Source organism: Lachnoclostridium sp. An118, from assembly GCF_002160985.1.
Classification (GTDB): domain Bacteria; phylum Bacillota; class Clostridia; order Lachnospirales; family Lachnospiraceae; genus Claveliimonas; species Claveliimonas stercoravium.
In genome coordinates this window covers 69245-95907 of sequence record NZ_NFLQ01000005.1, presented here as the reverse complement: position 1 = coordinate 95907, position 26663 = coordinate 69245, and the positions used below count along the sequence as shown (strand labels likewise).

29 protein-coding genes and 1 riboswitch are annotated in these 26663 nt (G+C 59.2%); of the genes, 19 read left to right on the top strand and 10 right to left on the bottom strand.

The genetic code is table 11. The features are described 5' to 3' along the window. Window positions 1-3 precede the first annotated feature (3 nt). From cobM to B5E62_RS06095, 13 genes are read left to right on the top strand one after another with little or no spacing between them, the layout of a single operon-like run. Window positions 4-780 (top strand): precorrin-4 C(11)-methyltransferase, encoded by a 777-nt coding sequence (gene cobM, locus B5E62_RS06155; RefSeq protein ID WP_087173749.1) that lies wholly within the window; start codon window positions 4-6, stop codon window positions 778-780. Continuing rightward, window positions 770-1831 carry a cobalt-precorrin 5A hydrolase gene (locus tag B5E62_RS06150; RefSeq protein WP_162610267.1) on the top strand — a complete coding sequence of 354 codons (1062 nt, stop codon included), beginning with the start codon at window positions 770-772 and terminating at the stop codon, window positions 1829-1831. Before cobM ends, B5E62_RS06150 begins: the two co-directional genes overlap by 11 nt. Window positions 1832-1835: 4 nt before the next feature. After that, the gene (cobJ, locus tag B5E62_RS06145; protein WP_442911351.1) at window positions 1836-2519 is read left to right on the top strand and encodes a precorrin-3B C(17)-methyltransferase; all 684 of its coding nucleotides are present in this window, start codon (window positions 1836-1838) and stop codon (window positions 2517-2519) included. Then, on the top strand, window positions 2512-4485 hold the full coding sequence (gene cobK / locus B5E62_RS06140; protein ID WP_162610266.1) for a precorrin-6A reductase: 1974 nt from the start codon (window positions 2512-2514) through the stop codon (window positions 4483-4485). Before cobJ ends, cobK begins: the two co-directional genes overlap by 8 nt. Beyond that, window positions 4482-5906, top strand: coding sequence for a cobyrinate a,c-diamide synthase (locus B5E62_RS06135; protein WP_087173745.1), 1425 nt, complete (start codon window positions 4482-4484; stop codon window positions 5904-5906). Before cobK ends, B5E62_RS06135 begins: the two co-directional genes overlap by 4 nt. Then, a complete protein-coding gene (cobT, locus tag B5E62_RS06130; protein ID WP_087173744.1) occupies window positions 5887-6963 on the top strand; it encodes a nicotinate-nucleotide--dimethylbenzimidazole phosphoribosyltransferase in 1077 nt (358 codons plus the stop codon). The genes B5E62_RS06135 and cobT overlap by 20 nt, the downstream gene beginning before the upstream one ends. A gap of 19 nt (window positions 6964-6982) precedes the next feature. Further along, entirely contained in the window at window positions 6983-7528 is a 546-nt protein-coding gene (locus tag B5E62_RS06125; RefSeq protein ID WP_087173743.1) for a bifunctional adenosylcobinamide kinase/adenosylcobinamide-phosphate guanylyltransferase, read from the top strand. After that, window positions 7525-8283 carry an adenosylcobinamide-GDP ribazoletransferase gene (locus B5E62_RS06120; RefSeq protein ID WP_087173742.1) on the top strand — a complete coding sequence of 253 codons (759 nt, stop codon included), beginning with the start codon at window positions 7525-7527 and terminating at the stop codon, window positions 8281-8283. The genes B5E62_RS06125 and B5E62_RS06120 overlap by 4 nt, the downstream gene beginning before the upstream one ends. Before the next feature lie 5 nt (window positions 8284-8288). Continuing rightward, the gene (locus B5E62_RS06115; protein ID WP_162610265.1) at window positions 8289-8894 is read left to right on the top strand and encodes a histidine phosphatase family protein; all 606 of its coding nucleotides are present in this window, start codon (window positions 8289-8291) and stop codon (window positions 8892-8894) included. Next, on the top strand, window positions 8851-9819 hold the full coding sequence (gene cbiB, locus B5E62_RS06110) for an adenosylcobinamide-phosphate synthase CbiB (RefSeq protein WP_087173740.1): 969 nt from the start codon (window positions 8851-8853) through the stop codon (window positions 9817-9819). Before B5E62_RS06115 ends, cbiB begins: the two co-directional genes overlap by 44 nt. A gap of 18 nt (window positions 9820-9837) precedes the next feature. Next, entirely contained in the window at window positions 9838-10905 is a 1068-nt protein-coding gene (locus B5E62_RS06105) for a pyridoxal phosphate-dependent aminotransferase (protein WP_242957759.1), read from the top strand. Then, window positions 10893-12404 (top strand): cobyric acid synthase, encoded by a 1512-nt coding sequence (locus B5E62_RS06100; RefSeq protein WP_087173738.1) that lies wholly within the window; start codon window positions 10893-10895, stop codon window positions 12402-12404. The genes B5E62_RS06105 and B5E62_RS06100 overlap by 13 nt, the downstream gene beginning before the upstream one ends. Window positions 12405-12434: 30 nt before the next feature. Then, window positions 12435-13088, top strand: coding sequence for a precorrin-8X methylmutase (locus B5E62_RS06095; protein ID WP_087173737.1), 654 nt, complete (start codon window positions 12435-12437; stop codon window positions 13086-13088). A 3-nt stretch (window positions 13089-13091) separates the two neighbouring features. Here B5E62_RS06095 and B5E62_RS06090 read toward each other — a convergent pair whose 3' ends face one another. The 10 genes from B5E62_RS06090 to B5E62_RS06045 all read right to left on the bottom strand — a co-directional run bounded on the left by B5E62_RS06090 (window position 13092) and on the right by B5E62_RS06045 (window position 20450). After that, window positions 13092-13871 (bottom strand): sirohydrochlorin cobaltochelatase, encoded by a 780-nt coding sequence (locus tag B5E62_RS06090; RefSeq protein WP_087173736.1) that lies wholly within the window; start codon window positions 13869-13871, stop codon window positions 13092-13094. A gap of 60 nt (window positions 13872-13931) precedes the next feature. Then, window positions 13932-14789, bottom strand: a complete 858-nt coding sequence (locus B5E62_RS06085; protein ID WP_033126336.1) for an energy-coupling factor ABC transporter ATP-binding protein — start codon at window positions 14787-14789, stop codon at window positions 13932-13934. Window positions 14790-14805: 16 nt separating this feature from the next. Beyond that, window positions 14806-15606, bottom strand: coding sequence for a cobalt ECF transporter T component CbiQ (cbiQ, locus tag B5E62_RS06080; RefSeq protein ID WP_087173735.1), 801 nt, complete (start codon window positions 15604-15606; stop codon window positions 14806-14808). Further along, a complete protein-coding gene (locus B5E62_RS06075) occupies window positions 15590-15964 on the bottom strand; it encodes an energy-coupling factor ABC transporter substrate-binding protein (protein WP_052084089.1) in 375 nt (124 codons plus the stop codon). The genes cbiQ and B5E62_RS06075 overlap by 17 nt, the downstream gene beginning before the upstream one ends. Before the next feature lie 16 nt (window positions 15965-15980). Then, on the bottom strand, window positions 15981-16730 hold the full coding sequence (locus B5E62_RS06070) for an energy-coupling factor ABC transporter permease (protein WP_087173856.1): 750 nt from the start codon (window positions 16728-16730) through the stop codon (window positions 15981-15983). Between the two features lie 196 nt (window positions 16731-16926). Beyond that, window positions 16927-17140, bottom strand: a riboswitch (cobalamin riboswitch). A 32-nt stretch (window positions 17141-17172) separates the two neighbouring features. Next, window positions 17173-17919, bottom strand: coding sequence for a PHP domain-containing protein (locus B5E62_RS06065; protein WP_330398027.1), 747 nt, complete (start codon window positions 17917-17919; stop codon window positions 17173-17175). Window positions 17920-17921: 2 nt separating this feature from the next. Then, a complete protein-coding gene (locus B5E62_RS06060) occupies window positions 17922-18251 on the bottom strand; it encodes a hypothetical protein (protein ID WP_087173733.1) in 330 nt (109 codons plus the stop codon). 3 nt (window positions 18252-18254) lie between these two features. After that, window positions 18255-19628 (bottom strand): [Fe-Fe] hydrogenase large subunit C-terminal domain-containing protein, encoded by a 1374-nt coding sequence (locus tag B5E62_RS06055; protein WP_087173732.1) that lies wholly within the window; start codon window positions 19626-19628, stop codon window positions 18255-18257. A gap of 30 nt (window positions 19629-19658) precedes the next feature. Beyond that, a complete protein-coding gene (locus tag B5E62_RS06050; RefSeq protein WP_087173731.1) occupies window positions 19659-20081 on the bottom strand; it encodes an ATP-binding protein in 423 nt (140 codons plus the stop codon). A gap of 36 nt (window positions 20082-20117) precedes the next feature. After that, window positions 20118-20450 carry a DRTGG domain-containing protein gene (locus tag B5E62_RS06045; protein WP_087173730.1) on the bottom strand — a complete coding sequence of 111 codons (333 nt, stop codon included), beginning with the start codon at window positions 20448-20450 and terminating at the stop codon, window positions 20118-20120. A gap of 306 nt (window positions 20451-20756) precedes the next feature. On the opposite strand from B5E62_RS06045, the gene B5E62_RS06040 reads away from it, so the two are divergent. The 6 genes from B5E62_RS06040 to B5E62_RS06015 all read left to right on the top strand — a co-directional run bounded on the left by B5E62_RS06040 (window position 20757) and on the right by B5E62_RS06015 (window position 26605). Beyond that, on the top strand, window positions 20757-21251 hold the full coding sequence (locus B5E62_RS06040; protein ID WP_087173729.1) for an NADH-quinone oxidoreductase subunit NuoE family protein: 495 nt from the start codon (window positions 20757-20759) through the stop codon (window positions 21249-21251). A gap of 2 nt (window positions 21252-21253) precedes the next feature. Further along, a complete protein-coding gene (locus tag B5E62_RS06035) occupies window positions 21254-21811 on the top strand; it encodes an ATP-binding protein (protein ID WP_087173728.1) in 558 nt (185 codons plus the stop codon). A 25-nt stretch (window positions 21812-21836) separates the two neighbouring features. Next, the gene (locus B5E62_RS06030) at window positions 21837-22217 is read left to right on the top strand and encodes a (2Fe-2S) ferredoxin domain-containing protein (RefSeq protein WP_033126328.1); all 381 of its coding nucleotides are present in this window, start codon (window positions 21837-21839) and stop codon (window positions 22215-22217) included. A gap of 15 nt (window positions 22218-22232) precedes the next feature. Further along, window positions 22233-24020: an NADH-quinone oxidoreductase subunit NuoF gene (gene nuoF / locus B5E62_RS06025; RefSeq protein WP_076776403.1), complete on the top strand. Its 1788-nt coding sequence runs from the start codon at window positions 22233-22235 to the stop codon at window positions 24018-24020. Between the two features lie 15 nt (window positions 24021-24035). Then, window positions 24036-25781, top strand: coding sequence for an NADH-dependent [FeFe] hydrogenase, group A6 (locus B5E62_RS06020; protein WP_087173727.1), 1746 nt, complete (start codon window positions 24036-24038; stop codon window positions 25779-25781). 254 nt (window positions 25782-26035) lie between these two features. Beyond that, window positions 26036-26605 carry a VanZ family protein gene (locus tag B5E62_RS06015; RefSeq protein WP_242957739.1) on the top strand — a complete coding sequence of 190 codons (570 nt, stop codon included), beginning with the start codon at window positions 26036-26038 and terminating at the stop codon, window positions 26603-26605. Window positions 26606-26663 lie beyond the last annotated feature (58 nt).

Sequence of the window (26663 nt, the reverse complement as noted above, 5' to 3'; positions counted from 1 at the left end):
CAGATGGTACATTTCGTGGGAGCAGGTCCCGGAGACCCGGACCTGATCACAGTAAAGGGAAGAAGGCTTCTGGAGGGCGCGCAGACAGTGATATACGCGGGCTCCCTGGTCAATCCGGCCCTTCTGTCCCTGTGTCCTGAGGGCTGCAGGATCTACGACAGCGCCCGGATGACCCTGGAGGAGGTGGTCCGGGTGATGGAAGAGTGCCATGAGGCGGGGCGGGACGTAGTCCGGCTCCACACGGGAGACCCAAGCCTCTACGGGGCCATCAGGGAGCAGATGGACCGGCTGGAGGAGCTGTCCATCCCCTATGAGGTGTGTCCCGGTGTCAGCTCCTTTTCCGGGGCGGCGGCGGCCCTGGGGCTTGAGTACACTCTGCCGGGCATTTCCCAGAGCGTGGTCATCACCCGCATGGAGGGGCGCACGCCGGTGCCGGAGAGGGAGAAGATACAGTCCTTTGCGGCCCACCAGTCCACTATGGTCCTGTTCCTCAGCACAGGCCTTCTGGAGGAGCTGGCCAAGGCCCTGGTGGAGGGCGGCTATCCGCCGGACACTCCGGCCGCCATCGTGTACAAGGCCACCTGGCCGGATGAGAAGAAGGTGCTCTGCCAGGTGTCAGAGCTGGCGGAGGCGGCCCGGCGGGAAGGGATCCGGAAGACTGCTCTCATCATCGTAGGGAGAGTGCTCTCAGGGGAGGCCTACCAGCGGTCCTGCCTGTATGACCCCGCCTTCACCACAGAGTTCCGGAAAGGAAAGGGACAAAAGGAAGATGGAAGATAGGGCTCTTCTTGTGTGCTACACAGACCGGGGAAAAGAGAAGATGGAGGAGATACGCGGCCTGCTGGAGAGGTCGGGGCGCACGGTCCTTTCGCTGGAGCGGCCAAAGGGCGGGGCTTTCCTTCAGGAGTACTGGCAGCAGGTCCGGGAGATCGTCTTCATCGGCGCGGCGGGCATCGCGGTGCGGCTCATGGCCCCCTGTATCCGGGATAAATTCACAGACCCCGCCGTGCTGGTGCTGGACGAGGGGGGACGGTTCGTCATCCCCCTCCTCTCCGGGCACGTGGGAGGTGCCAACGACCTGGCCCGCTTTCTGGCCCGGGCCACGGGGGCGGAGGCGGTCATCACCACGGCAACGGACGTGAACGGGCGCTTCGCGGTGGACGTGTTTGCAAAAAAGTGCGGCCTTGTGCTGACAGACAGGACAAAGGCAAAGGACATTTCGGCCCGCATCCTGAAGGGGGAGAAGGTAGGATTTTACAGCGAGTTCCCGGTCCTTGGCAGGGTGCCGGAGGAGCTGACGCCGGTGGAGAGCCGGCAAAAGCTGGGCCTTTTTCCCGCAGCCATCGCGGTGGAGGAGAGGGCGGGAGGGGAGGACGGTGACCATGTCCTCAGCCTCCTGCCTGCCAACCTGACCGCAGGGATGGGCTGCAAAAAGGGCGTCCCCCGGCAGGAGCTGGAGGATTTCCTTGTTGGAAGGCTGGAAGCCCTGGGCTTATGTCCCGGTCAGGTGCGGCGACTTGCCAGCATTGACCGGAAGGCGGGGGAGCCGGGCCTTGTGGAGCTGGCGGAAAAGTGGCAGATCCCCTATGAGACCTGGACAGCCGGGCAGCTGGGGACGGTCACTGCAGTCACAGGCGAGTCCTCCTTTGTGGAAGAGACTGTGGGCGTTGGAAATGTATGCGAGCGGGCCGCCATCCTTGGCAGCGGCGGAGGGCGGCTCGTGCTGGAGAAGACAGCTGGGCAGGGCATGACGCTGGCCCTGGCGGCGGAAGATTGGAGTGTGGATTTTGACAAAGCTGTATGTGATCGGCCTGGGGCCGGGAAGCTATGAAGATATGACCATGCGGGCGGCGCGGGTCCTTGCGTCCTGCGATGTGATCGCGGGCTACACCGTGTATGTGGACCTCATAAGGGACTACTATCCGGAGAAGGAATTCCTCACCACTCCCATGAGGAAGGAGGAGGAGAGGTGCCGCCTGGCTCTGGAGATGGCGGCGGCCGGAAAGACCACGGCCATGGTGTGCAGCGGGGATGCCGGCGTCTACGGCATGGCGGGCCTTATCTACTCTATGGGGAAGGATTACCCCCAGGTGGAGGTGGAGGTAGTGCCCGGGGTGACGGCAGCCCTCTCGGGTGCAGCCCTTCTTGGCGCGCCTCTGATCCACGATTTTGCGCTCATCAGCCTGAGCGACCTCCTGACGCCCTGGGAGAAGATCGAGAGGAGGCTGCGCAGCGCGGCCCAGGCGGATTTTGTCATCTGCCTTTACAATCCATCCAGCAGGAAACGGGCGGACTATCTGAAAAAGGCCTGCCGCATCATAGAGGAGTATCAGAGCGGCGATACGGTCTGCGGCTATGCGGCCAACATCGGCCGGGAGGGGGAGACGTATCATATCTGTACCCTGAGGGAGCTGGAAGATGCCCGGACGGATATGTTTACAACAGTGTTCATCGGAAACTCACAGACAAAGGCATTCAAAGGACACATGATCACACCAAGAGGGTATGAAAATGGCTAGTATTTTAGTTTTTGCAGGTACGACAGAGGGGAGAAGGATTGCGGAATACCTCCGGGGACATGCGCCGGAGGTGTATGTGTGCACGGCTACCGAGTATGGCAGGGAGCTTGTGGAAGACGGGGAAAACATCCATGTCCTGGCAGGAAGGCTGGACGTGGCAGGTATGGGCGAGCTGGCAAGAGGATGTCAGGCGGAGCTTGTCATCGATGCCACCCACCCTTTTGCCATGGAGGTGTCAAAGAACATCCGGACTATGTGTGAGAAGGAGGACATTCCCTGTGTGCGGGTGCTCCGGGAAGGAGCCGCCGGCGGCGAGAATGCCGTGTGGGTGAAGAATATCCGGGACGCAGCCGCCTACCTGGCAGACAAGAAGGGCAATATCCTGATCACTACAGGCAGCAAGGAGCTGGACCCCTATACCCGCATCCCGGATTACAGGAGGCGATGCTTCCTGCGGGTGCTCTCCACAAAGGAGGCGGTGGAGCACGCGGTGGCGAAGGGATTTGAGGGGAAGCACCTCATTGCCATGCAGGGGCCCTTCTCGGAAGGGATGAACGAGCAGCTCCTCGTCCACGTGAAGGCCCGCTATCTGGTGACAAAGGACTCCGGCAAGATCGGCGGCTTTCAGGAGAAGATGGAGGCGGCCAGGAAGGCGGGGGCAGTTCCCATTGTCATTGGCAGGCCCCAGGAGAGAGGGCTTCCCCTGAAGGAGGTCTTCCTTATGCTGGCGGAGAAGTACGGCTTCCGCGATCCCAGGAAAATCGTCCTTATCGGCGTGGGGCCTGGGGATGGGAAATGTCTCACCGGGGAGGCCCGGGAGGCCATGGAGAGCGCCGACGTGCTGATAGGGGCGGAGCGGATGCTGAAGGCAGCGGAGAATATCCCGGTGGAGCACTATGAGGAGTACCGTGCGGAGAAGATACACGAATTTATCCAGATGAACTCCAGGTACCGCCGGATCGCCATCCTTCTCTCCGGCGACACCGGATTTTACAGTGGAGCGGCCGGATTAAAGGAGGAGCTTAAGGAGTACGATGTGACGGTCCTTCCGGGTATCTCCTCCGTCTCCTGTATGGCGGCCCGCATCGGCGTCGGCATGGAGGGCGTGCCGCTCCTGAGCATCCACGGGAGAAGCTGCAACTACCTGGACTACCTCCGGGAATCCGGCCGGGTCTTCCTGCTGGTGAGCAGCGGAAAAGAGGTGCAGTCCGTGCTGACGAGGCTGTGCAGATACGGCTGGGGAAGGGCCAGGGTGTATGTGGGCAGCCGCCTCTCCTATCCGGGGGAGAGGATCGTACAGGGGCTGGCAGAGCGGCTGGCAAAGAGCGGGACGGAGTGGGACGGGCTGAGTGTGGTCTACATGGAGCTGCCCCGCTCCCGCCGTCCGGAGCCATCGGACGGAAGGGACGGAGATTTTGTCCGGGGGAAGGTGCCCATGACCAAGAGCGAGGTGCGAAGCGTGATACTCTCCAGGATGACCCCTGCAAAGGACGCGGTCATCTACGACGTGGGAGCCGGCACCGGGGCGGTGTCCATCCAGCTCGCCAAAAGAGCCATAGACGGCATGGTGTACGCGGTGGAGAAAAATGAGGAGGGGCTCTCCCTCATACACAAGAACATGCTCCGCTTCCATGTGTCCAACATCCGCCCTGTCCACGGGGAGGCGCCGGAAATCCTCCGGGACCTTCCTGCCCCGGACCTGGCATTTGTCGGAGGAAGCGGAGGAAATCTGCGCCGGATACTGGCTGCCATCTGGGAGAAAAACCCGGGTGCCAGGGTGGTGGTGTCAGCCATCACCATCAACACGGTAGCAGAGTGCATGGCCTGCATGCAGGCGTTTGAAAGCCATCCGGCTGAGATCTTGCAGGTACAGGTGTCTAAGGGGAAAAAGGCCGGGGATTACCAGATGATGGAGGGCCAGAACCCGGTCTACATCGTTACATTTGAAGGAGAGGGACAGCAATGAGGAAAAAAGCGCCCAGACTTGTCATCGCCGCTCCCTCCAGCGGCAGCGGCAAGACGCTGGTGACATGCGGGCTTTTGTCAGCCCTGAAAAAGGAGGGGCGCCGGGCGGCGGCCTTCAAGTGCGGCCCGGATTACATAGACCCTATGTTCCACGAGACAGTCCTGGGGACCCCCTCCAAGAACCTGGACACCTTTTTCGCTGGGGAGGAGCTGACCCGGCAGCTCTTCCTGGAGGATGTAAGTCCGGCTGACCTCTCCGTTGTGGAGGGCGTCATGGGACTCTATGACGGCCTGGGAGGAGTCACGACCCGGGCCAGCACCTGGGACGTGGCCCGAGCTCTGGAGGCGCCGGTCATCCTGGTGGTGGACGGGGCAAGGTCCAGCGTGTCTGTCCTGGCTCTTATCCGTGGCTTTATGGACTTTATGGAGGACAGGCGGATACGGGGCGTGATATTCAACCGGGTGTCCCCTATGCGCTACCCCGCCCTGAAGACTATGACAGAGGAGCGGCTGGGCCTTGCTGTCTGCGGCTATCTTCCAAAGCTGGAGGGGATCACTATGGAGAGCCGCCATCTGGGGCTTGTCATGCCTCAGGAGATAGAGGGGCTGAAGGAGCAGATGGACCGGCTGGGACAGACCTGCCAGGAGACGCTGGACCTGGAGCTGCTGGAGAAGATAGGGGCGGAGGCGCCGGCCCTGGAGGAGAGAAGAGAGCGCCTCTTCCCGGACCTGCATTTGCAGAGAGAAACATCCCCAAAGGGACCAGTCATCGCAGTGGCCAGGGACCCGGCCTTTTCCTTCTATTACAAGGACAATCTGCGGCTCCTTGAAAAGCTGGGAGCCAGGCTCATCCCCTTTTCTCCCATGAAAGATGAAGGGGTCCCCGGGGAGGCGGACGCCCTCCTGCTGGGAGGCGGCTACCCGGAGCTCCACGGCGGGGAGCTGGCGGAGAATGTCTCCATGAGGCACTCCATAAAGACCCGCATTCAGTCGGGGATGCCCTGCCTGGCGGAGTGTGGGGGCTTTCTCTATCTTCTGGAGGAGCTGGAAGACCGGGAGGGAAGGGGCCACCGGATGGCCGGCCTCCTTCCCGGAAAGAGCCGCTATACGGGAAAGCTCTCCAGGTTCGGCTATGTCACCCTGACCCCGGCGGAGGACGGGAAAGCTGCGGCATCAGAAGAGAGCGGGGAGGTCCTTGTGCATGGGGAGAGCATCCGCGGACACGAGTTCCACTACATGGACACAGCGGACACAGGGGAGGCTCTCCTTGCCAGAAAGCCGGTCACAGGCAGGAGCTGGACCTGCGGACAAATGGGGGAGGGCTTCTATGCGGGCTTCCCTCACCTGTATCTGTATTCCTGTGTGGAGATGGCCGGAAGATTTGTCAGAAAGGCGGAAGAATATGGAAACAAGAGACAGTGAGATAAAGATACCGGGAAAGGAGGACATCCCCTCCCCCGACAGGGCGGCTATGGAGAAATGCCAAAGCAGGTGGCTCTCCATCGCCAAGCCTCTCTTCGGACTTGGCACCCTGGAGGATGCCGTCACGCAGATGGCGGGTATGACGGGCACGGCGGATGTGTCTATTGACAAAAAGGGACTCATCGTCATGTGCGCGGACAACGGCGTGGTGGAGGAGGGCATCTCCCAGACTGACAGCAGCGTCACCGCGGTGGTGACGGACAACTTTTCCAGGGGCCTCACCTCCGCCTGCATCATGAGCCGGGCGGCCGGGGTGGATGTGTTCCCCATAGATATCGGCGTGGCGACTGACACGAAGGTGTACACCGACAAGATAGCCTACGGCACAAAGAACATGTTGAAGGAGCCGGCCATGACCCGGGAGGAGGCGGAGGGCTCCATCCTTGCCGGCATCCGGGCGGCAAAAAGGCTGAAAAAAGAGGGCTACCAGATCCTCCTCACCGGGGAGATGGGCATCGGCAACACTACCACCAGCAGCGCCGTGGCCTCTGTCCTCCTGGGGGAGGACCCGGAGAGGCTCTCCGGCAGGGGGGCCGGCCTGTCGGATGCGGGGCTTCAGAGAAAGCGCGAGGTGATCCGCCGGGCCATTGGACTGTGGAAGCCGGACCCGGCAGACCCCATAGACGTTCTTGCCAAGGTGGGAGGTTTTGACATCGGAGGCCTGGCAGGCGTCTTCCTGGGCGGCGCCATGGAGCGCCTGCCGGTGGTGATGGACGGATTTATCTCCGCGGCGGCGGCCCTTCTGGCCTGCCGCATCGCCCCAGGGACGGAGCGCTTTATCCTGCCCTCCCACATGTCCGGGGAGCCGGGCATGGGGCGGATATTAAAAGAGCTTGGGAAGGAGGCCTTCATCGGCTGTCACATGAAGCTGGGAGAGGGGACCGGCGCGGTGGCCCTGATGCCCCTCCTGGACATGACCCTGGAGGTCTACCGGAAGATGCCGGATTTTGACGGCATCCAGATCGAGGCTTACAAGCCCTTGGGCGGGGAAGCATAGAAAAGAGAGGAGACAAGCGATGCTGTACATGATTTTTGGAGGGAGCGGCAGCGGAAAATCCGCCTACGCGGAGGACCTGGCTGTGAAGCTGTGCCCCGAAGAAAAGGTCTACCTGGCCACTCTGACGGACATTGACGAGGAGATGGAGCGGAGGATACAGGACCACAGGAGGATGCGGGAGGGAAAGAACTTCCGCACAGTGGAGCAGGGACTGTCCCTGGAGACTCTGGACCTGTCCGGGGAGCGGCTGGTCCTCCTGGAGTGCATGACCAATCTGCTGGCCAATGAGCTGTACAGCCCTAATGCTAAGCATCCGCAGGATACAGCCACCTACATCATGGAGGGCATCCGGCATCTGAAGGGCCAGGCGGAGGACCTCATCGTCATCGCCCAGGACGCCTTCTCGGAGGTGCCCATGGACCCGGAGATGCGCAGGTATGTAAAGGAGTCCGGCCGGGTGAACCAGCTGCTGGCAAAGGAGGCGGACGTGGTGGTGGAAGTGAAGTTCGGCCTGCCCCTGGTGCTCAAGGGCGGCGAGCTGCTAAGCGAGGTGGAGAGCCGATGAAACAGGTCAACAGCTTTCTCATCGCCTTCAGCATGTACTCCCGCATCCCGGTGCCCCAGCCGGACTGGGAGCACTCCTCCATGGACTATGTCATGTGCTATTTTCCCTTTGTGGGAACAGTCCTGGGGGCTCTTGCCTGGCTCTGCTTTGAAGGGGGCCTCTTCCTGGGACTGTCCCCCCTCCTCCTGGGGGCTGTCCTGACGGCCCTGCCCCTGTGGGTCTCAGGGGGCATCCACATGGACGGGTACATGGACACGAGGGACGCCCTGGCCTCCTGCGGGGATAAGGAGAAGAAGCTGGCCATCTTAAAGGACAGCCACACAGGGGCCTTCGCGGTCATGGGCTGCGGTCTCTACCTGATCCTCTCCTTTGGCGCCTGGTGCGCCCTGGAGCCGGGGCCCGGGCTCTCATGTGTCTGCCTGGGCTACATGGTCAGCCGGACCTTGAGCGGCCTGTCGGTGCTCTGCTTTCCGAAGGCTAAGAAGAGCGGCTCCTACGTGGCCATGTTCGCCCGGAGGGCTAGCAAGCGGCGGGCAGTCCTCTTCCTCGCCCTTCTCCTCGTCCTGGAGGGGGGCCTTCTTCTGTGGCTTGGAGGCTGGAGAGGAGGGCTTTCGGCGGCAGCGGCGGCGGCCGTCTTTGGATGGTACTATCACATGAGCAGAAAACAATTCGGAGGGATCACCGGAGACCTGGCGGGATATTTTGTGCAGCTTTGCGAGCTGGTCATCCTGCTGGCCATGGCGGTGACAGGGTAGAACAGATGAAGATCACACTGGTCCGTCACGGACAGACAGAAGGAAACAAAGTACACAGGTTTATCGGGGGCGGGACGGACGAGCCGGTGTCCCGGGAGGGGCTGGAGGCGCTGCAAAATCGGACCTACCCCCAGCCGGAGCACATTTTTTCCAGCCCCATGCTGCGCTGCGTGCAGACGGCGCAGACTATCTTCCGGGGACGCACCCCGGAGGTGGTGGAGGGTTTCCGGGAGTGCGACTTTGGCATCCTGGAGGGGAAGACCCACGAGGAGCTGCTGGGAGATCCGGCCTACGACGCCTTCATCGGCAGGTCAGGGGCGGACACCTTCCCCGGCGGGGAGAGCATCCCCGGCTTTAACGCCCGGTGCCTGGAGGCGCTGCGGGAGACAGTGGAGACCAGCAGAAAGAGGGGCTATGGCTCCATCGCCTGCTGCGTCCACGGGGGCGTCATCATGGCGGTCCTCTCCCAGGTCATAGAGGGCAGCAGCTACTATGGCTGGAATGTGGAGAACGGAGAGGGATACATACTGGAGATTGACGAGAACAAATGGAAGGACGGACAGCTGGATGGTACAGTCACTGGCGGCATTGATCATCGGATCTATAGTTGATTTTATCCTGGGGGACCCAAGGGAGCTCTGGCACCCGGTGCAGGGCATAGGCTGGGTCATCAGCAGGCTGGAGAAAATCCTCCGGCGGCTCTTCCCGGCAGGCAGGAGGGGGGAGAGATGGGCGGGGGCCGTCCTTGTGGTCCTGACCCTTCTTGTCTCTGTGGGTGTGCCGGCCCTGCTCCTCTTCTTTTTGTCTCTTGTCCATCCCCTTCTCTCTTTCCTCCTCTCCTGCATCTTCTGCTGGCAGCTGCTGGCGGCAAGATCTCTGAGGACAGAGAGCCTGAAGGTGGAGGAGGCTCTGGAGAAGGAGGGGCTGGAGGCCGGCCGGCGGGCCGTCTCCATGATCGTGGGGAGAGACACCCGGGACCTGACCGAGGAGGGGGTCATCAAGGCGGCTGTGGAGACGGTGGCGGAGAACACCTCCGACGGCGTCACGGCCCCCCTGTTTTACATGATACTGGCAGGCCCTCTGGGGGGATTTGCCTACAAGGCGGTGAACACCATGGACTCCATGGTGGGCTATAAGAATGAGAAATACCGGTATTTCGGCACCTGCGCCGCCAGACTGGACGATGCGGCTAACTTTATCCCGGCCCGCCTGAGCGCTCTCTTTATGACCGCCGCCGCCTTCCTTGCCGGGTACGACGGGAAGAACGCGTGGCGGATATTGAAGCGGGACAGGAAGAAACACAAGAGCCCCAACGCGGCCCACACGGAGGCGGTCATGGCAGGGGCCCTGGATGTGCAGCTGGCGGGGGATGCCTGGTATTTTGGGAAGCTTGTCAGAAAGCCCTTTATCGGCGACGGGATACGGCCCATAGAGCGGCAGGATATCAGGCGGGCCTGCCGCCTGGAGTATGCCACCGCCCTTCTCCAGCTCCTTGTCCTTGGAGCCCTGAAGGCGGCGGTCCTTTTTATGCTGTAGAAGACTGAGGTGGATGAGATGGAAGACCACGGCGGAAATATTTACGACAAAGACATACGGATCGACTTTTCTGTCAATGTAAATCCTTTCGGCATGCCGGAGGCGGTCAAAAGAGCGGCCGTCCGGGGAGTGGAGGAGTCCTTCCGCTACCCGGATCCCCGGCAGAGGGAGCTCAGGCAGGCCCTCTCTGACGCCTTTTGCATACCGGCGGAGCGGATCGTGGCCGGCAGCGGGGCGGCGGAGCTTATCTGGGGGATCACGGCGGCCCTGCAGCCGGGGAAGGCTCTCGTATGCGCTCCCTCCTTCGGGGAGTACGAGGGAGCCCTCCTGGCCCGGGGCTGCCAGGTGGAGCGGTTTTATCTGCGGGGAGAGAACGACTGGCTGGCGACCCGGGAGCTGGTCCGCAGGGCCGGGGAGGAGCCGGGGCTTGAGATGCTTTTTCTCTGTCATCCAAACAATCCCACCGGCAGGCTTGCCCCGGCAGAGATATTAAAGGGGCTGGCCCATGTCTGCCATGAGAGGAAGATCACCCTGGTGGTGGATGAGTGCTTCCTGGACCTGACCCGGGAGGGGGAGGCGGCCTCCGCCCTGGCGCTCCAGGGAGACTGCCCGGAGCTCCTTGTGCTGCGGGCCTTCACGAAGATGTATGCCATGCCCGGGCTGCGGCTTGGATGGCTGGCAGCAGGCGGGGAGGAGACGGCGGAGAGCATCCGCCGGATGCTGCCCCCCTGGAACGTGTCCTGGCCGGCCCAGATGGCAGGCTGCGCGGCCCTGGAGGAGCAGGAATTTGCCCGAAAGTCAGCCGACCTCCTTCTGGAAGAGCGGGAGTGGCTGTCCGGACAGCTCCGAAAGCTGGGCTTTCGCGTCTGGCCCTCCGACACCACCTTTCTCCTGTTTGAGGGGCCGGAGGACCTGCAGGAGGCCTGCCTTAAGGAGGGAATCTATATCCGGGACGGCGCCAGCTTTCCCGGCCTTTGGGCGGGGACATGGCGGATTGGCGTAAGGACCAGGGAGGAGAACCTGGTCCTCCTGGAGGTCCTCCGGGAAATCATGAAAGAGAGGAAGATGGACAGATGGCAAAAGTGATCATGATACAGGGGACCATGTCCGGGGCAGGCAAGAGCCTCCTCACAGCGGGGCTGTGCCGGATACTGAAGGAGGACGGGCTGCGCGTCGCCCCCTTCAAGTCCCAGAATATGGCCCTCAACTCCTACATCACGGCGGAGGGGCTGGAGATGGGGAGAGCCCAGGTAGTCCAGGCGGAGGCCGCCGGGACAGAGCCCTCTGTCCTTATGAACCCGATCCTCCTAAAGCCCACCACGGACACAGGCTCCCAGGTCATCGTCATGGGGAAGGTGCTGGGAAACATGAGCGCCCGGGAGTATTTTGCCTACAAAAGGGAGCTGGTCCCGGTCATCCTGGAGGCGTACCGGAAGCTGGCTGACCAGTACGATGTCATCGTGGTGGAAGGTGCCGGCAGCCCGGCAGAGATCAACCTGAAGGAAAATGACATTGTGAACATGGGCCTGGCCCGGATGCTGGAGGCTCCCGTGCTTTTGGCCGGAGACATTGACAGAGGGGGCGTCTTTGCTCAGCTCTACGGCACGGCCGCCCTTCTGGAAGAGGAGGAGAGAGCCCGTATCAAAGGGCTTGTCATCAACAAATTCCGGGGGGACAAGACCATCCTGGAGCCGGGCATTGCCATGCTGGAGGAGAAGACCCGCATCCCGGTGGTGGGCGTTGTGCCTATGATACAGGCGGATATCGAGGAGGAGGACAGCATTTCCGAGAGGCTGCGGGAGGACGGGGAAAAAGCAAAGCCCGGGATTCTGGATATTGCCGTCATCCGGCTCCCCAGGATTTCCAACTACACAGACATGGCGCCTCTGGAGAGCCGGCCCTGTGCCGGTGTCCGCTACGTTTCCGGCGCGCGGCAGCTGAAGGAGCCGGACCTTGTCATCCTGCCCGGGAGTAAGAATACCATGGAGGACCTGCGGTGGCTGCGGATGTCCGGACTGGAGGCCTCCATCCTGAAGCTGGCCGGAAAGGGGGTGCCTGTCTTTGGCATCTGCGGCGGTTACCAGATGATGGGGGAGGAGCTCGAGGATCCCTGCGGAGTGGAAGCCGGCGGCTCCATGCGGGGGATGGGGCTCCTTCCGATGCGGACCGTCTTTGGACGCTCCAAGGTGACCACCCGGACGGAGGGGCAGACGGAGCAGCTGGAGGGCTTCTGGAAAGCGCTCTCCGGGCGAAGCTACGAGGGATATGAGATCCATATGGGAGATACAGAGACCTCGCCAGAGCTGGCGGAGGTGCAGGTCATGGCCAGAAGGGGGGACCGGGTCCTGGGCATCTGCCGTGGCAATGCGGCTGGGACCTACATCCACGGCATCTTTGACAGCCGGGAGATGTCCGATGCCATCCTTGAGAAGCTGGCGGCAGCGAAGGGCATCACCCTGGAGGCTGTGGGGGAAGGAACAGATTTCAGGACCTATAAGGAGAGCCAGTACAGACTGCTGGCAAAAGAGCTGCGGGCCTCTCTCGATATGGAGGCGGTGTACCGTATCATCGGTGAGGGGCTGTAGTGAATACACAGAGAAGGAGACAGAAGAGCTATGACAGAGAAGCTGGAGCAGGTGCTGCCGGGAGACATTGAGAAAAGGAGCTTTGAGATCATCACCCAGGAACTGGGGGACAGGACCTTTGACCCCCTGGAGGAGCCTGTCATAAAGAGATGCATCCACACAAGTGCGGATTTCGATTATGCGGACAATCTGGTCTTCTCCCCGGGGGCTGTGAGAAAGGCGCTGGAGGCCATCCGGTCCGGAGCCCTCATCGTCACGGACACAAATATGGGAAAGGCTGGAGTCAGCAAGAAGACCCTTGCCTCCTTCGGCGGGGAGGTCCTCTGCTTCATGGCCGACCCCGATGTGGCGGAGGCCGCAAAGAGAGAGGGGACTACCCGGGCAGTGGCCAGCATGAGGAAGGCGGCGGCCCTCTCAAGGGAGACGGAGCGCCCCCTCATCCTGGCGGTTGGGAACGCCCCCACCGCCCTTGTGGAGATATGCAGCCTCATGGACGCGGGGGAGCTGTCCCCTGCCCTGGTGATCGGCGTGCCGGTGGGATTTGTCAACGTGGTGGCAGCCAAGGAGCTGCTCCTGGAAAGAGACGTGCCATCCATCGTGGCGAAAGGAAGAAAGGGCGGCAGCAATATTGCCGCCGCCATCTGCAACGCCATCCTGTACATGGCGCGGGATGGTGTAAAATAGAAATCAGAGAAGGGCCTGAAGGGCGTGGCGGACGTAGAGGTCACAGATGCCGTCGTACTCTCCCAGGCCTTTTAAAATGCAGCAGGTCTCGTACCCCTCCGCTTTGAAGATGCTGTCCCAGGAGTCCTCGTCCTCCCCGGCCAGGTCGTTGCACGCGTGGTCCCCTGCCACCAGCATGAAGGGCGTCAGGTACACCCGCCGGATGTCCTTTTCTCTCAGCTGGGACAGCACGGCCCGGGCGTCAGGGAAGGCCTCCACCGTGCCCACGTACACGCCCGGGTGCCCGGCCTGCTTGAAGGCGTAGTCCAGGGCGGCATAGAGAGTGTTGGCATAGTGGGTGCTGCCGTGTCCCATAAAGACCAGGGCCTCCTGGTCTGAGAGGGAGGGAAGTTCTCCCATCAGGGCCTCTATGACTGCAAACTGGTCCTCTGTGCTGGAGATGAGGGGAGCGCCGATAGAAATCCTGTCAAACTGGTCCGCAAAGCTCTGCACGTCCTCCTTCATCTGGTCATTCTCAATGCCGTTCATGATGTGGGTGGGTTGGACGAGGAGGTCCCTGACCCCGTCCTCCAGAGCCGCCTGGACTGCCTCCTTCACGCTGGGGATGAGGAGCTGGTCCCGCTCCCGCAGCTTCCTGCGTATCATGCCGCTTGTGTAGGCGTGGTAGAAGGTCCTGTCCCGGAAGGCCGCGGACAGAAGGCTCTCTATATGTTCGATATTTTTCTTTCTTGTCTCCGGATAGCTGGTGCCAAAGCTGACAACCAGGAGTCCTCTGTGTTCCATGTCTATTCTCCTTATGTTTTTATACAAGTGTACCTGATCTTTGCGAAGTGTGTCTGACATTTATACAGTGTGTCTGATATAGTCGGTGAGCTGGTCAAGATGCTTCGGGGCGGGAAGGTCCGCCCCCAGAAGTCCCGCCGCCTGCAGGCTCTCAAAGACCTTTATAACGCCGGGTAGATCCAGGCTGGCCCGGGCCAGCAGCTCCCGGTCTGTCAGGACGGAGGCGGGAGCTCCCTGGGCCAGCACCTGTCCCTCGCTGAAGAGGATGACCTCATCTGCCCACTCCAGGGCAAAGTCCGTGTCGTGGGTGGCGATGACGACAGTCAGGGGGCCGGAGGGGGAGCTGTCCTTTTCCAGGTCCCGTATCATGTCGCGGATGATGTGGACATGGCTGGGGTCCAGGGCGGCAAAGGGCTCGTCCAGGATGAGGAGCTCCGGGTGCATGACAAGGATGTCCGCCAGAGCCACCTGCTTTTTCTGACCGCCGCTTAAGGCGTGGGCGGGGCGGTGGCGGAAGGGAGTGATGCCCAGCCGCCGGATGACCGCCTCCACCTCCCTGGCGGCCTCCTCCCTGGGAAGTCCCAGGTTGAGAGGACCAAAGGAAATCTCCTGGTACACGCTGGCGCAGAAGAGCTGCATGTCCGGGTCCTGGAACACGATGCCCACCTTCTCCCGCAGAGAGAGGAGGTCCTTCTTCCGGTAGGAGAGGGGCTGGCCATTGTAGTATATCTGACCTTCGTCCGGCCGCAGGATGCCGTTGCAGCAGAGGAAAAAGGTGGATTTCCCCGAGCCGTTGGCGCCCATGACCGCGGTGCGTCTGCCCCGGCGGATGGACAGGGACAGGTCCTTCAAGGAGGGCGTCTCCCCGCTGCCGTAAGAGTATGATACATGTCTCGCTTCAAGAATAAGATCGTTCATAGTCATCCTTTCTGTTCTACAGCCATGCACCTGCTCCCGCGGCTCCGGCTGCGAAGGGAAGCAGGGCCAGCAGGAGGAGCACTGCCTCAAACACTGCTATGGAGAGGATTTCCCGCCCTCTGGGCGGGCGCTGCTCCTCCAGCACCCGGATCTGTCCGTCGTAGCACCGGGCCTCCATGGCATCGTAGAGGGAGCCGGCCTGTCTCATGGCCCGTATAAAGAGCATGGAGGCCAGCATGCCCCGGGACCTGAAGGCTGTCCGCAGGTCCCGGTTCCCCAGCCTGGCGTCCTGGGAGAGGAGCATGGCGGAGGCGTTTTCCAGGAGCAGGAAAATGAACCGGTAGGTGAGCATCATAAGTTCAATGAGAAGGCGGGGCAGCCGGCAGGCCTTCAGCACGCCCAGTATGTCTGTCATGGGTGTATTGAAGGACAGGAAGAAGAGGGCGGACACGCTGGAGAGGGCTGTCAGGATCAGCTGCGCGGCCTGCAGCACTCCCGCCCGGCTCCCGGTCAGATAGAGAGAGCCCACAGGCAGGGCAAAGGCGTCCAGGGGAGTCCGGGAGATATTGACCAGGATGGCTCCTGTGCCAAGGAGCAGAAACGTAAGGGGCAGAGTCATGTATCTCAGCCAGCGCTTTACAGAAATACCGCCCCTTCTCACGGTCAGGTACGTGGAGGCGATAAGGAGGAGAAGGGCCGCCGGGACGGACCGGCTGACAATGCAGAGTATGACAGAAGCCAGGGAAAAGAAACATTTTTCCCCGGCGTTCACATACCGCAGCTTTGACGTGTAGCAGAGCTTATCTATCTCCAGCATGGTCTCTTGCAATCCCTCCGTCTTCTTCCGTTTCTTCCTGCTCCTTCTCATATTTTTTCATCCATTTTTTCCGCTCTACAAGGCGGCCCATGCAGAAGGCGATGATGCCAACGCCGATGCCGGTCTGGACGCAGAAGATGAGGCTCTCTACCTCTCCAGGCAGCTCGCCGCCCAGAAGATTTTCCAGGACAGGAGTGGACCAGGGCTCGTAGGATGCGCCTCTGACTTCCTCCACCATGACGCTGCCTGCGTCGTCGGACCCGCCGAAGGAAGCTCCCTTCCGTGCAAAGAGGGGGACTACGGCGATGAGGACAGCGATAACAAGCAGGATAAGCACGGTTTTTGTATTTTTGCTCATATGTTTCTTCTTCATCCTATTTTACCTCCCTGTAGTAGCCGATCAGCTTCAGCTCCGGCTGTGCGTAGGACTCAAGAGCGATGACGATGACCACTGTGAGTATTCCCTCGATGACAGCAAGAGGCACCTGTGTGGGGGCAAAGACACCCAGAAATTTCAGGGCGGAGGCGGCCACTCCCCCCTGCTGGGACGGATAGGCCAGGGCAAGCTGCAGGCTGGTCACGCAGTAGGTGAAGAGGTCTCCCAGAGCGGCAGCCAGGAAGATGGACACTCTCCGGTTGACCCTCAGCCTGCTGAGGAGTGCGTACAATCCCCAGGCGAGAAAGGGGCCTGCGATGGCCATGGAGAAGGTGTTGGCTCCCAGGGTGGTCAGTCCTCCGTGAGCCAGCAGGATGGCCTGGAAGAGAAGGACGATGACGCCCAGGATGCTGACGCAGGAGGGGCCGAAAAGGATGGCTCCAAGTCCTGTCCCTGTCATGTGGGAGCAGCTCCCGGTGACAGAGGGGATTTTCAGAGAGGAGATCACGAAGATAAAGGCCCCGGACATGGCCAGCAGTATGAGTGCCTTCCGGTTTTCCTGTACGGTCCTTCGGATAGAGAAAAAGCCTGCCAGCACAAAGGGAAGGCATAAAACGCCCCAGGCGATGCAGAAGCCCCCGGGCAGATAGCCCTCCATGATGTGCATGGCGTTTGCCTCCGGCGCCGCCGCAAGGGACAGGGCGAAGACGCCGGCGAGAGCCACCAGCAGTTTTTCGCGGTGTGCCATAGATTTGTTTGTCATATTGTGTTGATCCTCCTTCATTTCATACCGTGTGGGTATCTGTATGTATGCTCCGGCGCTGTGTGCCGGTATCAGATAAATGCCCCTGTCGGGATCGCAACAGGGGCATCAAAAATACAGAAGCAGACCGGACGGCTCTGTCTTCCGTTTCCATACCTCTCATCATACTCCGTGACAGATGGCAGTTCCCTACAAGCAGGCAGGTCTTCTGACTTGGAGATCCGCACAGCCTTTGCCTTCCCATATCCCTGAGTGTGAATGACCCGGACACAGTGGACCATAAAGACTGTTCCCTCCTTACAGCGGCGGGACCGTACAGGACTTGCACCTGTTTCCCTATTATCCCTGCCGTTTCTTTTGTGAGATGGCAGGGCACCTGTATGTATCTGATTTTCTTACCACAGGATAGCACACCTGCAGGGGCAAGTCAATCCCTGCAATCCCCGGCATGTTGGATATATGCCGGGGGCGCAGACAGGACCTCCAGTATATCCGGTATGCTGCGGGAGGCGCAGGGGATCTGCAGATCCGGCTCTCTGATGTCCCAGAGATAGTGGGCATCTGAATTTGAGAGGATGCGGCAGCTCTCCAGATAGGGGTGGTCTCTCCTTAGCTGATGCAGCTTTGTGAGATTGCGGATTTCCGCGCAACGGAAAGTGCTCTCCGGGGGGATAAAGCCCAGGTTGGATAACAGGCTGGTGGAGGATCTGTCCAGGTGGGCCGGAAAGCAGAGGCCGTGGAATCCTGCCACGAGAGCTTCTGTCCGGTAGAAGGGGATGTCTGTAGCATTGATCAGGAGCTTCTCTAAGGTGCCTGTGATCTGATCCTTCTCATCCAGGATCAGCTGTTCTCCGAAAATGTCCGGACGGTTTTTTACGGGAAGAAGATGGAGATACACATACTGGTCGAAATCCATGGCTGCCTCAAGAGTGGGAAACAGACAAACTACATGGACCTCCTCGGAGGTGGTCAGCTCCATGCCCGGGATCAAGGTAATACCCAGATCCTCGGCGTGCCTCATGGCAGCGGGACAGTTCCGGCAGGAATTGTGGTCTGTGAGGGCGATCACATCCAGCCCCTTCACGGCGGCCATGCCGGCGATGTTGGCCGGTGTCATGTCTTTGTCGCCGCAGGGAGAGAGGCAGGAGTGGATGTGAAGGTCGTAGTAGAGCATGCTCACAGCAGGCTATGCACCGCCAGGGCTGCCTCGAAGACGGGCAGCTCTGTGTAAAACACGGTGATCTCTTCTTTTTCGGCGCAGGCCAGGTCCTCCGGTGTGAGGGCAGCTCCCTCTGCCAGGATCACACAGGAGACATCCGTCAGGGAGGCCACTGCCAGTGTATTCCGGTTTCCCATGACAGTGACCCAGGCGCAGCCCTCGGGGGCCTTTCCCATGGCAACGCTGAGCAGGTCGCAGCAGAACACCTTCGTCACTGCCTTATCGGCTCTGCCCCGGTTTTTCAGCTCAAAACAATTTTTTTCGATCAGGTCCCGCACGGCAGTCATCTGTCACACATCCTTTCTCCGCAGCTCCAGAGCCAGCTTGCCGATGGAGTGCTGCAGGTTCTGCAGATCCACAGGACTGATATGTCCGGCAGCCTCCATCTCGGTGGTCAGGTAGGACAGGTCGCCGGAGAGGCTCTGGATATACTCGATAAACTCATAGATACAGTCGTTTCTGGAGGCCTCGCCCCGCACGATATCCTCCGCCAGGGCCCGGCAGGTGGGAGCGCCGCAGGAGCCGCAGTCCAGGCCGGGAAGCTGCTCTGTCAGGTCCTCCACCATACCCATCATCTCAAAGCTTTCGCGGAAATTGCTCCCAAGGCGGAAGACCGGCTCATACTCCACATAATCTTCCCACAGATAGTCCACATCCGGGCAGGCTTCCATATGGGTGCCGGAGACGGGCAGATACCGGTGGAGCCGCTTTGTCTTGGCAGTGGCCACGTAGGGGTTTTCCACAGTCAGAGGTCCGCCCACGCAGCCTCCGTTGCAGGCGTTCAGCTCCACGAACAAAAGGCCGTGGAATTTTTCGTCCTCCAGATCGCTGAGCACCCGCAGTACGTTCATGATGCCGTCAGCTGCCAGGTAATTGTCCGTTATGAGACCGGCCGCCTCACCTCCGCTGTTGCTCCAGCCGATGCCGATGCGGCCGGAGGTGGAGAGGGGGCGCAGCTCCGACTCGTCCTGGGTCATGTGGGACAGGAGGATTGGGTACACATCCTTGATGGCAACTACCTTGTCTATCTGGCTTTTCTCAATGCCCAGGGGAGCCTTGGCGTAAGTGACCTTGGAGGGACAGGGAGAGATGAAGAAGATCCCGATGTCCGAGGAGGGAAGTCCGGTCCTCTCCATGGCAAGCTTTCTGGCAATCTGTGCCGCGATCTCCACCGGGGGCCGGATGGGAAGGAGCCGGGGGATCAGGGTGGGAAAGCGGACCCGGATGATGCGCACGATGGTGGGACAGGCGCTGCTGATAAAGGGAGCCTCGTCTCTGTGCTCTTCTATGTAGGAGCGGGTCATCTCAGACACCAGCTCCGCCGCGGCGCTCACCTCAAAGACATCGTCAAAGCCCATGGAGAGTAGGGCGTTGAGGACAATGTCCACGTTGGTCAGATTGTTGAACTGGGCGTAGAGGGAGGGGGCGGGAAGAGCAACCGTGTATTTATAATCATGCATCTCATCCAGAGAGTCCGACTCCGCGATCTTGGCGTGGTGGGGACAGTACCGGATACACCGGCCGCAGTCCACGCAGAACTGGGGCTTGATGGAGGCCTTTCCGCCGTGTACCCGGATGGCCTGGGTGGGGCAGTATTTGATACAGTTGATGCAGCCTGTGCAGGCATCTTTATCCAGTTTGACAGAATGTATGAATTTATCCAAAAGATGTCCTCCTTTACAGGGCAGATACGCCTACAGATGTATGTCCATAGTCACAGTGGTCCCCACCCCCACCTCTGTGTCGATCTGCATATTGTCTGAATATTTCTTCATGTTGGGCAGACCCATGCCTGCGCCAAAGCCCAGGGAACGGACCTCCTCCGGGGCGGTGGAGTAGCCCAGCTGCATGGCTTTTTCCACATCCGGGATGCCGGGGCCTGTGTCCGCCAGTATGATCCGGATATTGTCGTCAGTGACCATGACCTTGATGGCGCCGCCTCCCGCATGGATGACCATGTTGATCTCCCCCTCGTACATGGCGATGGCAACTCTGCGGATGGCACCGCTGTCCACGCCCATCATCTTGAGCTTATTCTTTACACTGCTGCTGGCCTCGCCGGCGCGGGTGAAATCATCGCCGGGGACCTGATATTCAAATGTCAGACATTCGCTCATGTTTTGATTACCTCCTTGAAGCCGGCAGGGCCGGCATTACAGCCCGCTGCTGTACAGAATGCCGCAGGTTGTATACATTCCTTTTTCTGTGTGCAGGACGCACATCTCCCTTGCTCTTGCCAGATTCAGGATCTCGCTGTCCAGGGGCTTGCCCCGCACAAAGACGATGCAGGACACATCCAGCATTTCGGCAGTGCGGATGACCTGTGGATTGCACAGACCGGTGAGAAGGACGCAGTGTGGATTTGCAAAGGCCAGCACATCGCTCATCATGTCCGAGGCAAAGGCCTCCTCCACCTCATGGTCCAGCATCTGTTCCCCGGACAGGACCTGTGCATCCAGAAGGGCTTTGATTTCTCTGATTACCATGGAAACCTCCTGTGAAAATACTGCAAACAAAGTAAAAAAATATAAAATATGAAACAATGAGTATAATGAGAGTATAGCATCAGAAAATAGTCAAATCAAGGCAATTTGTATAAAATAGATAAAAATTGAAGAACAATATTGTGCATTTTTTAACATATAATGTGAAAAAATAGACGTAGAAAAGTTATAATCACTAAAAAACAGGAGAGATAATTGTAGATATTTAGAAAAGTCTGTGATAGAATGATTGAAGAGTGAAAGACAAAGTAATTTTCAGACAAAAATTGAGAACAAGGAGGTTTACAGATGGTTTCTACGAAGTCGACCGTTCCGTTCCGGGGAACGAAAGAGCAGGAAGAGGCGCTTCTTGCTGTCATCCGCGGCATGAAAGATGAGAAGGGCGCCCTCATGCCTATTCTGCAGAAGGCTCAGGAGATATACGGTTATCTTCCCATAGAAGTGCAGAAGATCATTTCCGATGAGACGGGGATTCCCCTGGAGAAAATCTACGGAGTTGTGACATTTTATTCACAGTTTACTCTAAGCCCCAAGGGCAGATATCAGATTTCTGTCTGTCTTGGCACGGCATGCTACGTGAAGGGCTCCGGAGACATCTACAACAAGCTGATGGAGAAGCTTGGCATTGTGGGCGGGGAGTGTACACCCGACGGAAAATTTTCACTGGATGCGTGCCGCTGTATCGGCGCCTGCGGCCTGGCTCCGGTCATGACCATCAACGATGAGGTCTACGGCAGGCTGAAGGTGGATGATATCGACGACATCCTGGCCAAATACGAATAGCCATGCTGCCGGAGATATCCCTTCATATCCTGGACGTGGCGGAGAATTCCGTCCGGGCAGGCGCGACCCTGGTAAGGATCGAAGTGCTGGCTGACACGGCTGAAAATACCCTCTCCGTTACAATAGCGGACAACGGCTGCGGCATGTCAGAGGAACAGCTTGCAAAAGTGGAAGATCCCTTTTTTACCACCAGGAATACCCGGAAGGTGGGGCTTGGCATTCCCTTTTTCAAGCAGGCGGCCCTGGCCACAGGAGGAAGCTTTTCCATCCGGTCAAAGGAGGGGGAGGGGACAGTGACAAAGGCGGTGTTTGTCCTCGATAGCATCGACAGGATGCCCCTGGGAGATATGACAGCCACCATACATACACTTGTCACCTGCCATGAGGAGATGGATCTTTACTACAGATACGCCCGGGACGGACGCGCATTCACGCTGGATACCCGGGAGATGAGGGAAATACTTGGAAATGTGCCGCTGAGCTCGCCGGAGGTGTCCAGGTTCCTGAAGGAATACCTGGATGAGAACCGGAGGGAGGTGGACAGCGGCAGTGCGTTATAGGAAAAAGAAAGATTGGAGGAAGGATATGAAATCTCTTGAAGAATTACGTGCCATACGAGAGAAGATGCAGGGAAAAGTAGGCTTCCGCTCCGAGGACGCCACCCAGACCAGGGTGGTGGTGGGAATGGCCACCTGCGGCATCGCAAGCGGCGCCCGCCCTGTACTCACGGCCCTTGCTGACGCTGTGCAGGAGGAGGGGCTGAACAATATCAATGTCACCCAGACAGGGTGCATCGGCCTGTGCCAGTATGAGCCCATTGTGGAGGTCATGGAGCCGGGCAGGGAGAAGGTAACTTACGTGAAAATGACACCCGAGAAGGCGATGGAGGTGTTCCGCCTGCACTTAAAAGGCGGCCAGGTGGTGACCAAGTACACCCTCGCCGCAGAGCAGCTCGGAAAAGAGTAGAAGGAGGTTGCAGCTATGTATCGTTCACATGTACTGGTCTGTGGAGGAACCGGATGTACCTCCTCGGGCAGCCAGAAGATCAGAGACAGACTGGAAGAAGAGATAAGAAAGCAGGGACTGGAAAATGAAGTCGGCGTGGTAAAGACAGGCTGCTTCGGCCTGTGCGCTTTGGGTCCCATCATGATCGTGTACCCGGAAGGGGCCTTCTATTCCATGGTAAAAGAAGAGGATATCCCGGAAATCGTGTCCGAACACCTCTTAAAAGGAAGAGTAGTTAAGCGTCTCCTCTATGATGAGACAGTCAAAGGCGCGGAGGTGCTGCCGCTCCAGGAGACAAAATTCTACAAAAAGCAGCATCGTATCGCCCTGCGCAACTGCGGCGTCATCAACCCGGAAAATATTGAGGAGTACATCGGTACCGGCGGATACGAGGCGCTGGGGAAGGTGCTCACAGAGATGAAGCCCCAGGACGTGATCCAGATCCTTCTGGACAGCGGCCTGCGAGGAAGAGGAGGAGCCGGCTTCCCCACGGGACTGAAGTGGAAGTTCGCCGCCGCCAACGAGGCGGACCAGAAATATGTCTGTTGTAACGCCGATGAGGGCGACCCGGGAGCATTCATGGACCGCTCCGTGCTGGAGGGAGACCCCCACGTGGTGCTGGAGGCCATGGCCATCGCGGGCTACGCCATCGGCGCCTCCCAGGGTTACATTTACGTCCGGGCAGAGTACCCCATCGCGGTAGAGAGACTGAACATTGCCATCGGCCAGGCAAGAGAGTACGGGCTTCTCGGCAAAGATATTTTCGGGACAGGGTTTGACTTTGACATTGAACTGCGCCTGGGTGCGGGAGCCTTTGTCTGCGGCGAGGAGACAGCCCTTATGACATCCATCGAGGGCAACAGGGGCGAGCCCCGTCCCCGTCCGCCTTTCCCGGCGCTGAAAGGCCTGTTCCAGAAACCCACCATCTTAAATAACGTAGAGACGCTTGCCAACATTCCCCAGATCATCCTCAACGGACCTGAGTGGTTCGCCTCCATGGGAACCGAGAAGTCCAAGGGCACCAAGGTCTTTGCCCTGGGCGGAAAGGTCAACAATACAGGACTGGTGGAAATCCCCATGGGTACCACCCTGCGGGAGATCGTGGAGGAGATCGGCGGGGGCATCCCCAAGGGAAAGAAATTCAAGGCAGCCCAGACCGGCGGCCCCTCCGGCGGATGTATCCCGGCAGAGCACTTTGACGTGCCTATAGACTATGACAATCTGATCGCCATCGGCTCCATGATGGGATCCGGCGGACTCATCGTCATGGATGAGGACACCTGTATGGTGGACATCGCCAAGTTCTTCCTGGAGTTCACGGTAGATGAATCCTGCGGCAAATGTACACCCTGCCGGGTGGGCACAAGGAGGATGCTGGAAATCCTGGAGAAGATCACAAAGGGACAGGGTACCATGGAGGACCTGGACCGTCTGGAGGAGCTGGCAGAGCATCTGAAATCAGGTTCCCTCTGCGCTCTGGGACAGACAGCACCCAACCCGGTCCTGTCCACCCTGCGGTATTTCCGGGATGAGTACATTGCCCACATTGTAGATAAGAAATGTCCGGCGGGCGTGTGCAAGGACCTCCTGCAGTACCGGATCGATGCGGACAAGTGCCGCGGATGTACGCTCTGTGCCCGCACCTGCCCCAACGAGGCCATCGAGGGCAAGGTGAGAGAGCCTCATGTGATCAACCAGGACAAATGTGTAAAATGCGGCGCCTGCATGGAGAAATGCCGCTTTGGCGCGATCTACAAAGAATAATGGAGGATGGAGAATATGGAGAACATCAACTTAAAGATAAACGGTTTAGAAGTATCCGCTCCGGCTGGTTCCACCATTCTCGAAGCGGCGCACCTGGCGGGGATCCGGATCCCGACCCTGTGCTATCTGAAAGAAATCAATGAAATCGGCGCCTGCCGTATGTGCGTGGTGGAGGTCAAGGGAGCCAAGAACCTGGTGGCGGCCTGTGTCTATCCCATCAATGAAGGGATGGAGGTGTGGACCAACACGCCCAGGCTCATAAAGTCAAGAAGGCGGACCCTGCAGCTCCTGCTTTCCAACCACGACAAAAAATGCCTCTCCTGCGTGCGCAGCGGCAACTGCGAACTGCAGCAGCTCTGCCGGGAGTACGGCGTTGACGATGAAGATTATTTCCAGGGAGAGTCCAACCACTACGAGCTGGACACCTCTGCGGCCCACATGATCCGGGACAACAACAAGTGTATCCTTTGCCGCCGCTGCGTGGCTGTGTGCGAGAAGACCCAGGGTATCGGTGTCATTGGCCCCAACAACAGAGGTTTTGCCACCTTTATCGGCTCAGCCTTTGACATGGGCCTTGGCCAGACCAGCTGCGTCTCCTGCGGACAGTGCATCGCTGTCTGTCCCACGGGCGCTCTCTACGAGAAGGACTACACAGACCAGATACTGGAGGCCATCGCAGATCCCGACAAATATGTGGTGGTGCAGACGGCCCCGTCCGTCAGAGCCGGCCTGGGAGAGGAGTTCGACTACCCCATGGGAACTGACGTGGAAGGAAAGATGGCGGCAGCCCTGCGGCGCATCGGATTTGACAAGGTGTTCGACACGGACTGGGCGGCAGACCTGACCATCATGGAGGAGGCCACAGAGCTTCTGCAGAGGATACAGAATGGCGGCGTGCTGCCTCTCATCACATCCTGCTCACCGGGTTGGATCAAGTACTGCGAGCACTATTTCCCGGATATGACCGAGAATCTGTCGAGCTGCAAGTCGCCCCAGCAGATGTTCGGCGCTATGCTGAAGACCTACTTTGCCGAGAAGGAGGGCATTGACCCGGCAAAGATCGTGTCTGTCAGCGTTATGCCCTGCACGGCCAAGAAGTTTGAGATCGGAAGAGAAGACCAGAGCGCGGCCGGCGTGCCGGATGTGGATATTGCCATCACCACCCGCGAGCTGGCAAGGCTGATACGCCGGTGCGGCATCTCCTTCACAGACCTTCCGGATGAGAAATTTGACGATCCCATGGGAGAGTCCACGGGAGCCGCTGTCATCTTCGGAGCTACCGGCGGCGTCATGGAGGCGGCCCTGCGGACGGCGGTGGAGACCCTCACCGGCGAGGAGCTGGCAAAGCTGGACTTCACGGATGTGCGCGGGACAGAGGGCGTGAAGGAGGCCTCCTACAATGTGGCTGGCATGGATATCAGGGTGGCAGTTGCCTCCGGACTTGCCAACGCCAGAACACTCCTCAACAAGGTGAAATCCGGTGAGGTTCAGTACCACTTCATCGAGATCATGGGCTGTCCCGGCGGCTGTGTCAACGGCGGCGGCCAGCCCCAGGTATCCGGCGAAGTGAGGAATTTCACAGACGTGCGGGCCATCCGCGCCGGCGTCCTGTACCGCAATGACGAGGCCAAGGCTATCCGCAAGTCTCACGAGAACCCGGCCATCAAGAAGCTCTACGAGGAGTATTTAGGAGAGCCGGGCAGCCACAAGGCCCACGAGTATCTGCACACCACCTATGTGAAGAGGACTATTAACGGATAGGGCGATAGGACAGACAAGAGACACCTCCTAATGTGATATAATATAAAGAAGCGGGAAGAGAGCCGGTGCGGTTTTCTTCCCGCTTCACCAGCTTTTCCCAAGGACAGCCCAAAGCAAATGGACAAGAGATGTTTAAGGAAAATTAATAAAAACATAAGCCGGTATTCCTTGACGTATCCGTCAAAAACATATAGTATGAGGTCTCAAACAGGTGATACAGACACATGCTTACAGAGGGAAAAGGAGGCATGCCTATGTTTATATATCAGATCATAGCGATCCACAGCCGTCCCTGGTCAGAGAGGGAGGTCATGTTTTTCGGGAGCGTGATCATCGCCGTGGCGCTCCTGCTCCTGGCGGCGGCAGGGATGCGCAGGATAAAGAAGACCCAGGCGGTGGGAACGCTGGCTGCACTTATCTACACAGTGCTGGTGTTTGGCTCCACCGTATTTACAAGGGGTGTGACAGACCGGCAGTGTGAGCTGACTCTTTTCTGGTCGTGGAGAGAGATGCTGGCGGGCCGGGATATGGCGATGCTGGAGCAGATCCTTTTGAACTGCGTCATGCTCGCCCCGGTGGGATTTCTGCTGCCTGTGGCAGCGGGGCGCAGGGTGAGGCCGGCGGCAGCGCTGGCAGTGGGCCTGCTCTTGTCGGGGACGATCGAAGTGAGCCAGTATATCTTCAGGAGGGGACTTTTTGAGCTGGATGATATCATGCACAACTCACTGGGATGCATGATAGGCTGTGTGGCTGCAAATGCAGTGCTTGCATTCCTTATGAGGAGAAGAAGCGGGGACAGGTGCCCTTATCTGCTCCAAGCTTAAAAGGGATACGAAATACTAGAAAAAACTTATGGAAACTGTCTGAGATGTGTGCTATGAT

Bases quoted from the DNA above. Each gene is read 5' to 3' on its own strand.
- B5E62_RS06030 (WP_033126328.1), top strand. From the start codon at position 21,837: ATGAAATCTCTTGAAGAATTACGTGCCATACGAGAGAAGATGCAGGGA.
- B5E62_RS06035 (WP_087173728.1), top strand. From the start codon at position 21,254: ATGCTGCCGGAGATATCCCTTCATATCCTGGACGTGGCGGAGAATTCC.
- B5E62_RS06085 (WP_033126336.1), bottom strand. From the start codon at position 14,789: ATGAACGATCTTATTCTTGAAGCGAGACATGTATCATACTCTTACGGC.
- B5E62_RS06150 (WP_162610267.1), top strand. From the start codon at position 770: ATGGAAGATAGGGCTCTTCTTGTGTGCTACACAGACCGGGGAAAAGAG.
- B5E62_RS06070 (WP_087173856.1), bottom strand. From the start codon at position 16,730: ATGGCACACCGCGAAAAACTGCTGGTGGCTCTCGCCGGCGTCTTCGCC.
- B5E62_RS06065 (WP_330398027.1), bottom strand. From the start codon at position 17,919: ATGCTCTACTACGACCTTCACATCCACTCCTGCCTCTCTCCCTGCGGC.
- B5E62_RS06135 (WP_087173745.1), top strand. From the start codon at position 4,482: ATGAGGAAAAAAGCGCCCAGACTTGTCATCGCCGCTCCCTCCAGCGGC.
- B5E62_RS06125 (WP_087173743.1), top strand. From the start codon at position 6,983: ATGCTGTACATGATTTTTGGAGGGAGCGGCAGCGGAAAATCCGCCTAC.
- B5E62_RS06105 (WP_242957759.1), top strand. From the start codon at position 9,838: ATGGAAGACCACGGCGGAAATATTTACGACAAAGACATACGGATCGAC.
- cobM (WP_087173749.1), top strand. From the start codon at position 4: ATGGTACATTTCGTGGGAGCAGGTCCCGGAGACCCGGACCTGATCACA.
- B5E62_RS06060 (WP_087173733.1), bottom strand. From the start codon at position 18,251: ATGACTGCCGTGCGGGACCTGATCGAAAAAAATTGTTTTGAGCTGAAA.
- cobK (WP_162610266.1), top strand. From the start codon at position 2,512: ATGGCTAGTATTTTAGTTTTTGCAGGTACGACAGAGGGGAGAAGGATT.
- B5E62_RS06075 (WP_052084089.1), bottom strand. From the start codon at position 15,964: ATGAGCAAAAATACAAAAACCGTGCTTATCCTGCTTGTTATCGCTGTC.
- B5E62_RS06095 (WP_087173737.1), top strand. From the start codon at position 12,435: ATGACAGAGAAGCTGGAGCAGGTGCTGCCGGGAGACATTGAGAAAAGG.
- B5E62_RS06100 (WP_087173738.1), top strand. From the start codon at position 10,893: ATGGCAAAAGTGATCATGATACAGGGGACCATGTCCGGGGCAGGCAAG.
- B5E62_RS06020 (WP_087173727.1), top strand. From the start codon at position 24,036: ATGGAGAACATCAACTTAAAGATAAACGGTTTAGAAGTATCCGCTCCG.
- B5E62_RS06050 (WP_087173731.1), bottom strand. From the start codon at position 20,081: ATGAGCGAATGTCTGACATTTGAATATCAGGTCCCCGGCGATGATTTC.
- B5E62_RS06045 (WP_087173730.1), bottom strand. From the start codon at position 20,450: ATGGTAATCAGAGAAATCAAAGCCCTTCTGGATGCACAGGTCCTGTCC.
- cbiQ (WP_087173735.1), bottom strand. From the start codon at position 15,606: ATGCTGGAGATAGATAAGCTCTGCTACACGTCAAAGCTGCGGTATGTG.
- cbiB (WP_087173740.1), top strand. From the start codon at position 8,851: ATGGTACAGTCACTGGCGGCATTGATCATCGGATCTATAGTTGATTTT.
- B5E62_RS06120 (WP_087173742.1), top strand. From the start codon at position 7,525: ATGAAACAGGTCAACAGCTTTCTCATCGCCTTCAGCATGTACTCCCGC.
- nuoF (WP_076776403.1), top strand. From the start codon at position 22,233: ATGTATCGTTCACATGTACTGGTCTGTGGAGGAACCGGATGTACCTCC.
- B5E62_RS06015 (WP_242957739.1), top strand. From the start codon at position 26,036: ATGTTTATATATCAGATCATAGCGATCCACAGCCGTCCCTGGTCAGAG.
- B5E62_RS06115 (WP_162610265.1), top strand. From the start codon at position 8,289: ATGAAGATCACACTGGTCCGTCACGGACAGACAGAAGGAAACAAAGTA.
- B5E62_RS06090 (WP_087173736.1), bottom strand. From the start codon at position 13,871: ATGGAACACAGAGGACTCCTGGTTGTCAGCTTTGGCACCAGCTATCCG.
- B5E62_RS06040 (WP_087173729.1), top strand. From the start codon at position 20,757: ATGGTTTCTACGAAGTCGACCGTTCCGTTCCGGGGAACGAAAGAGCAG.
- cobT (WP_087173744.1), top strand. From the start codon at position 5,887: ATGGAAACAAGAGACAGTGAGATAAAGATACCGGGAAAGGAGGACATC.
- cobJ (WP_442911351.1), top strand. From the start codon at position 1,836: ATGACCATGCGGGCGGCGCGGGTCCTTGCGTCCTGCGATGTGATCGCG.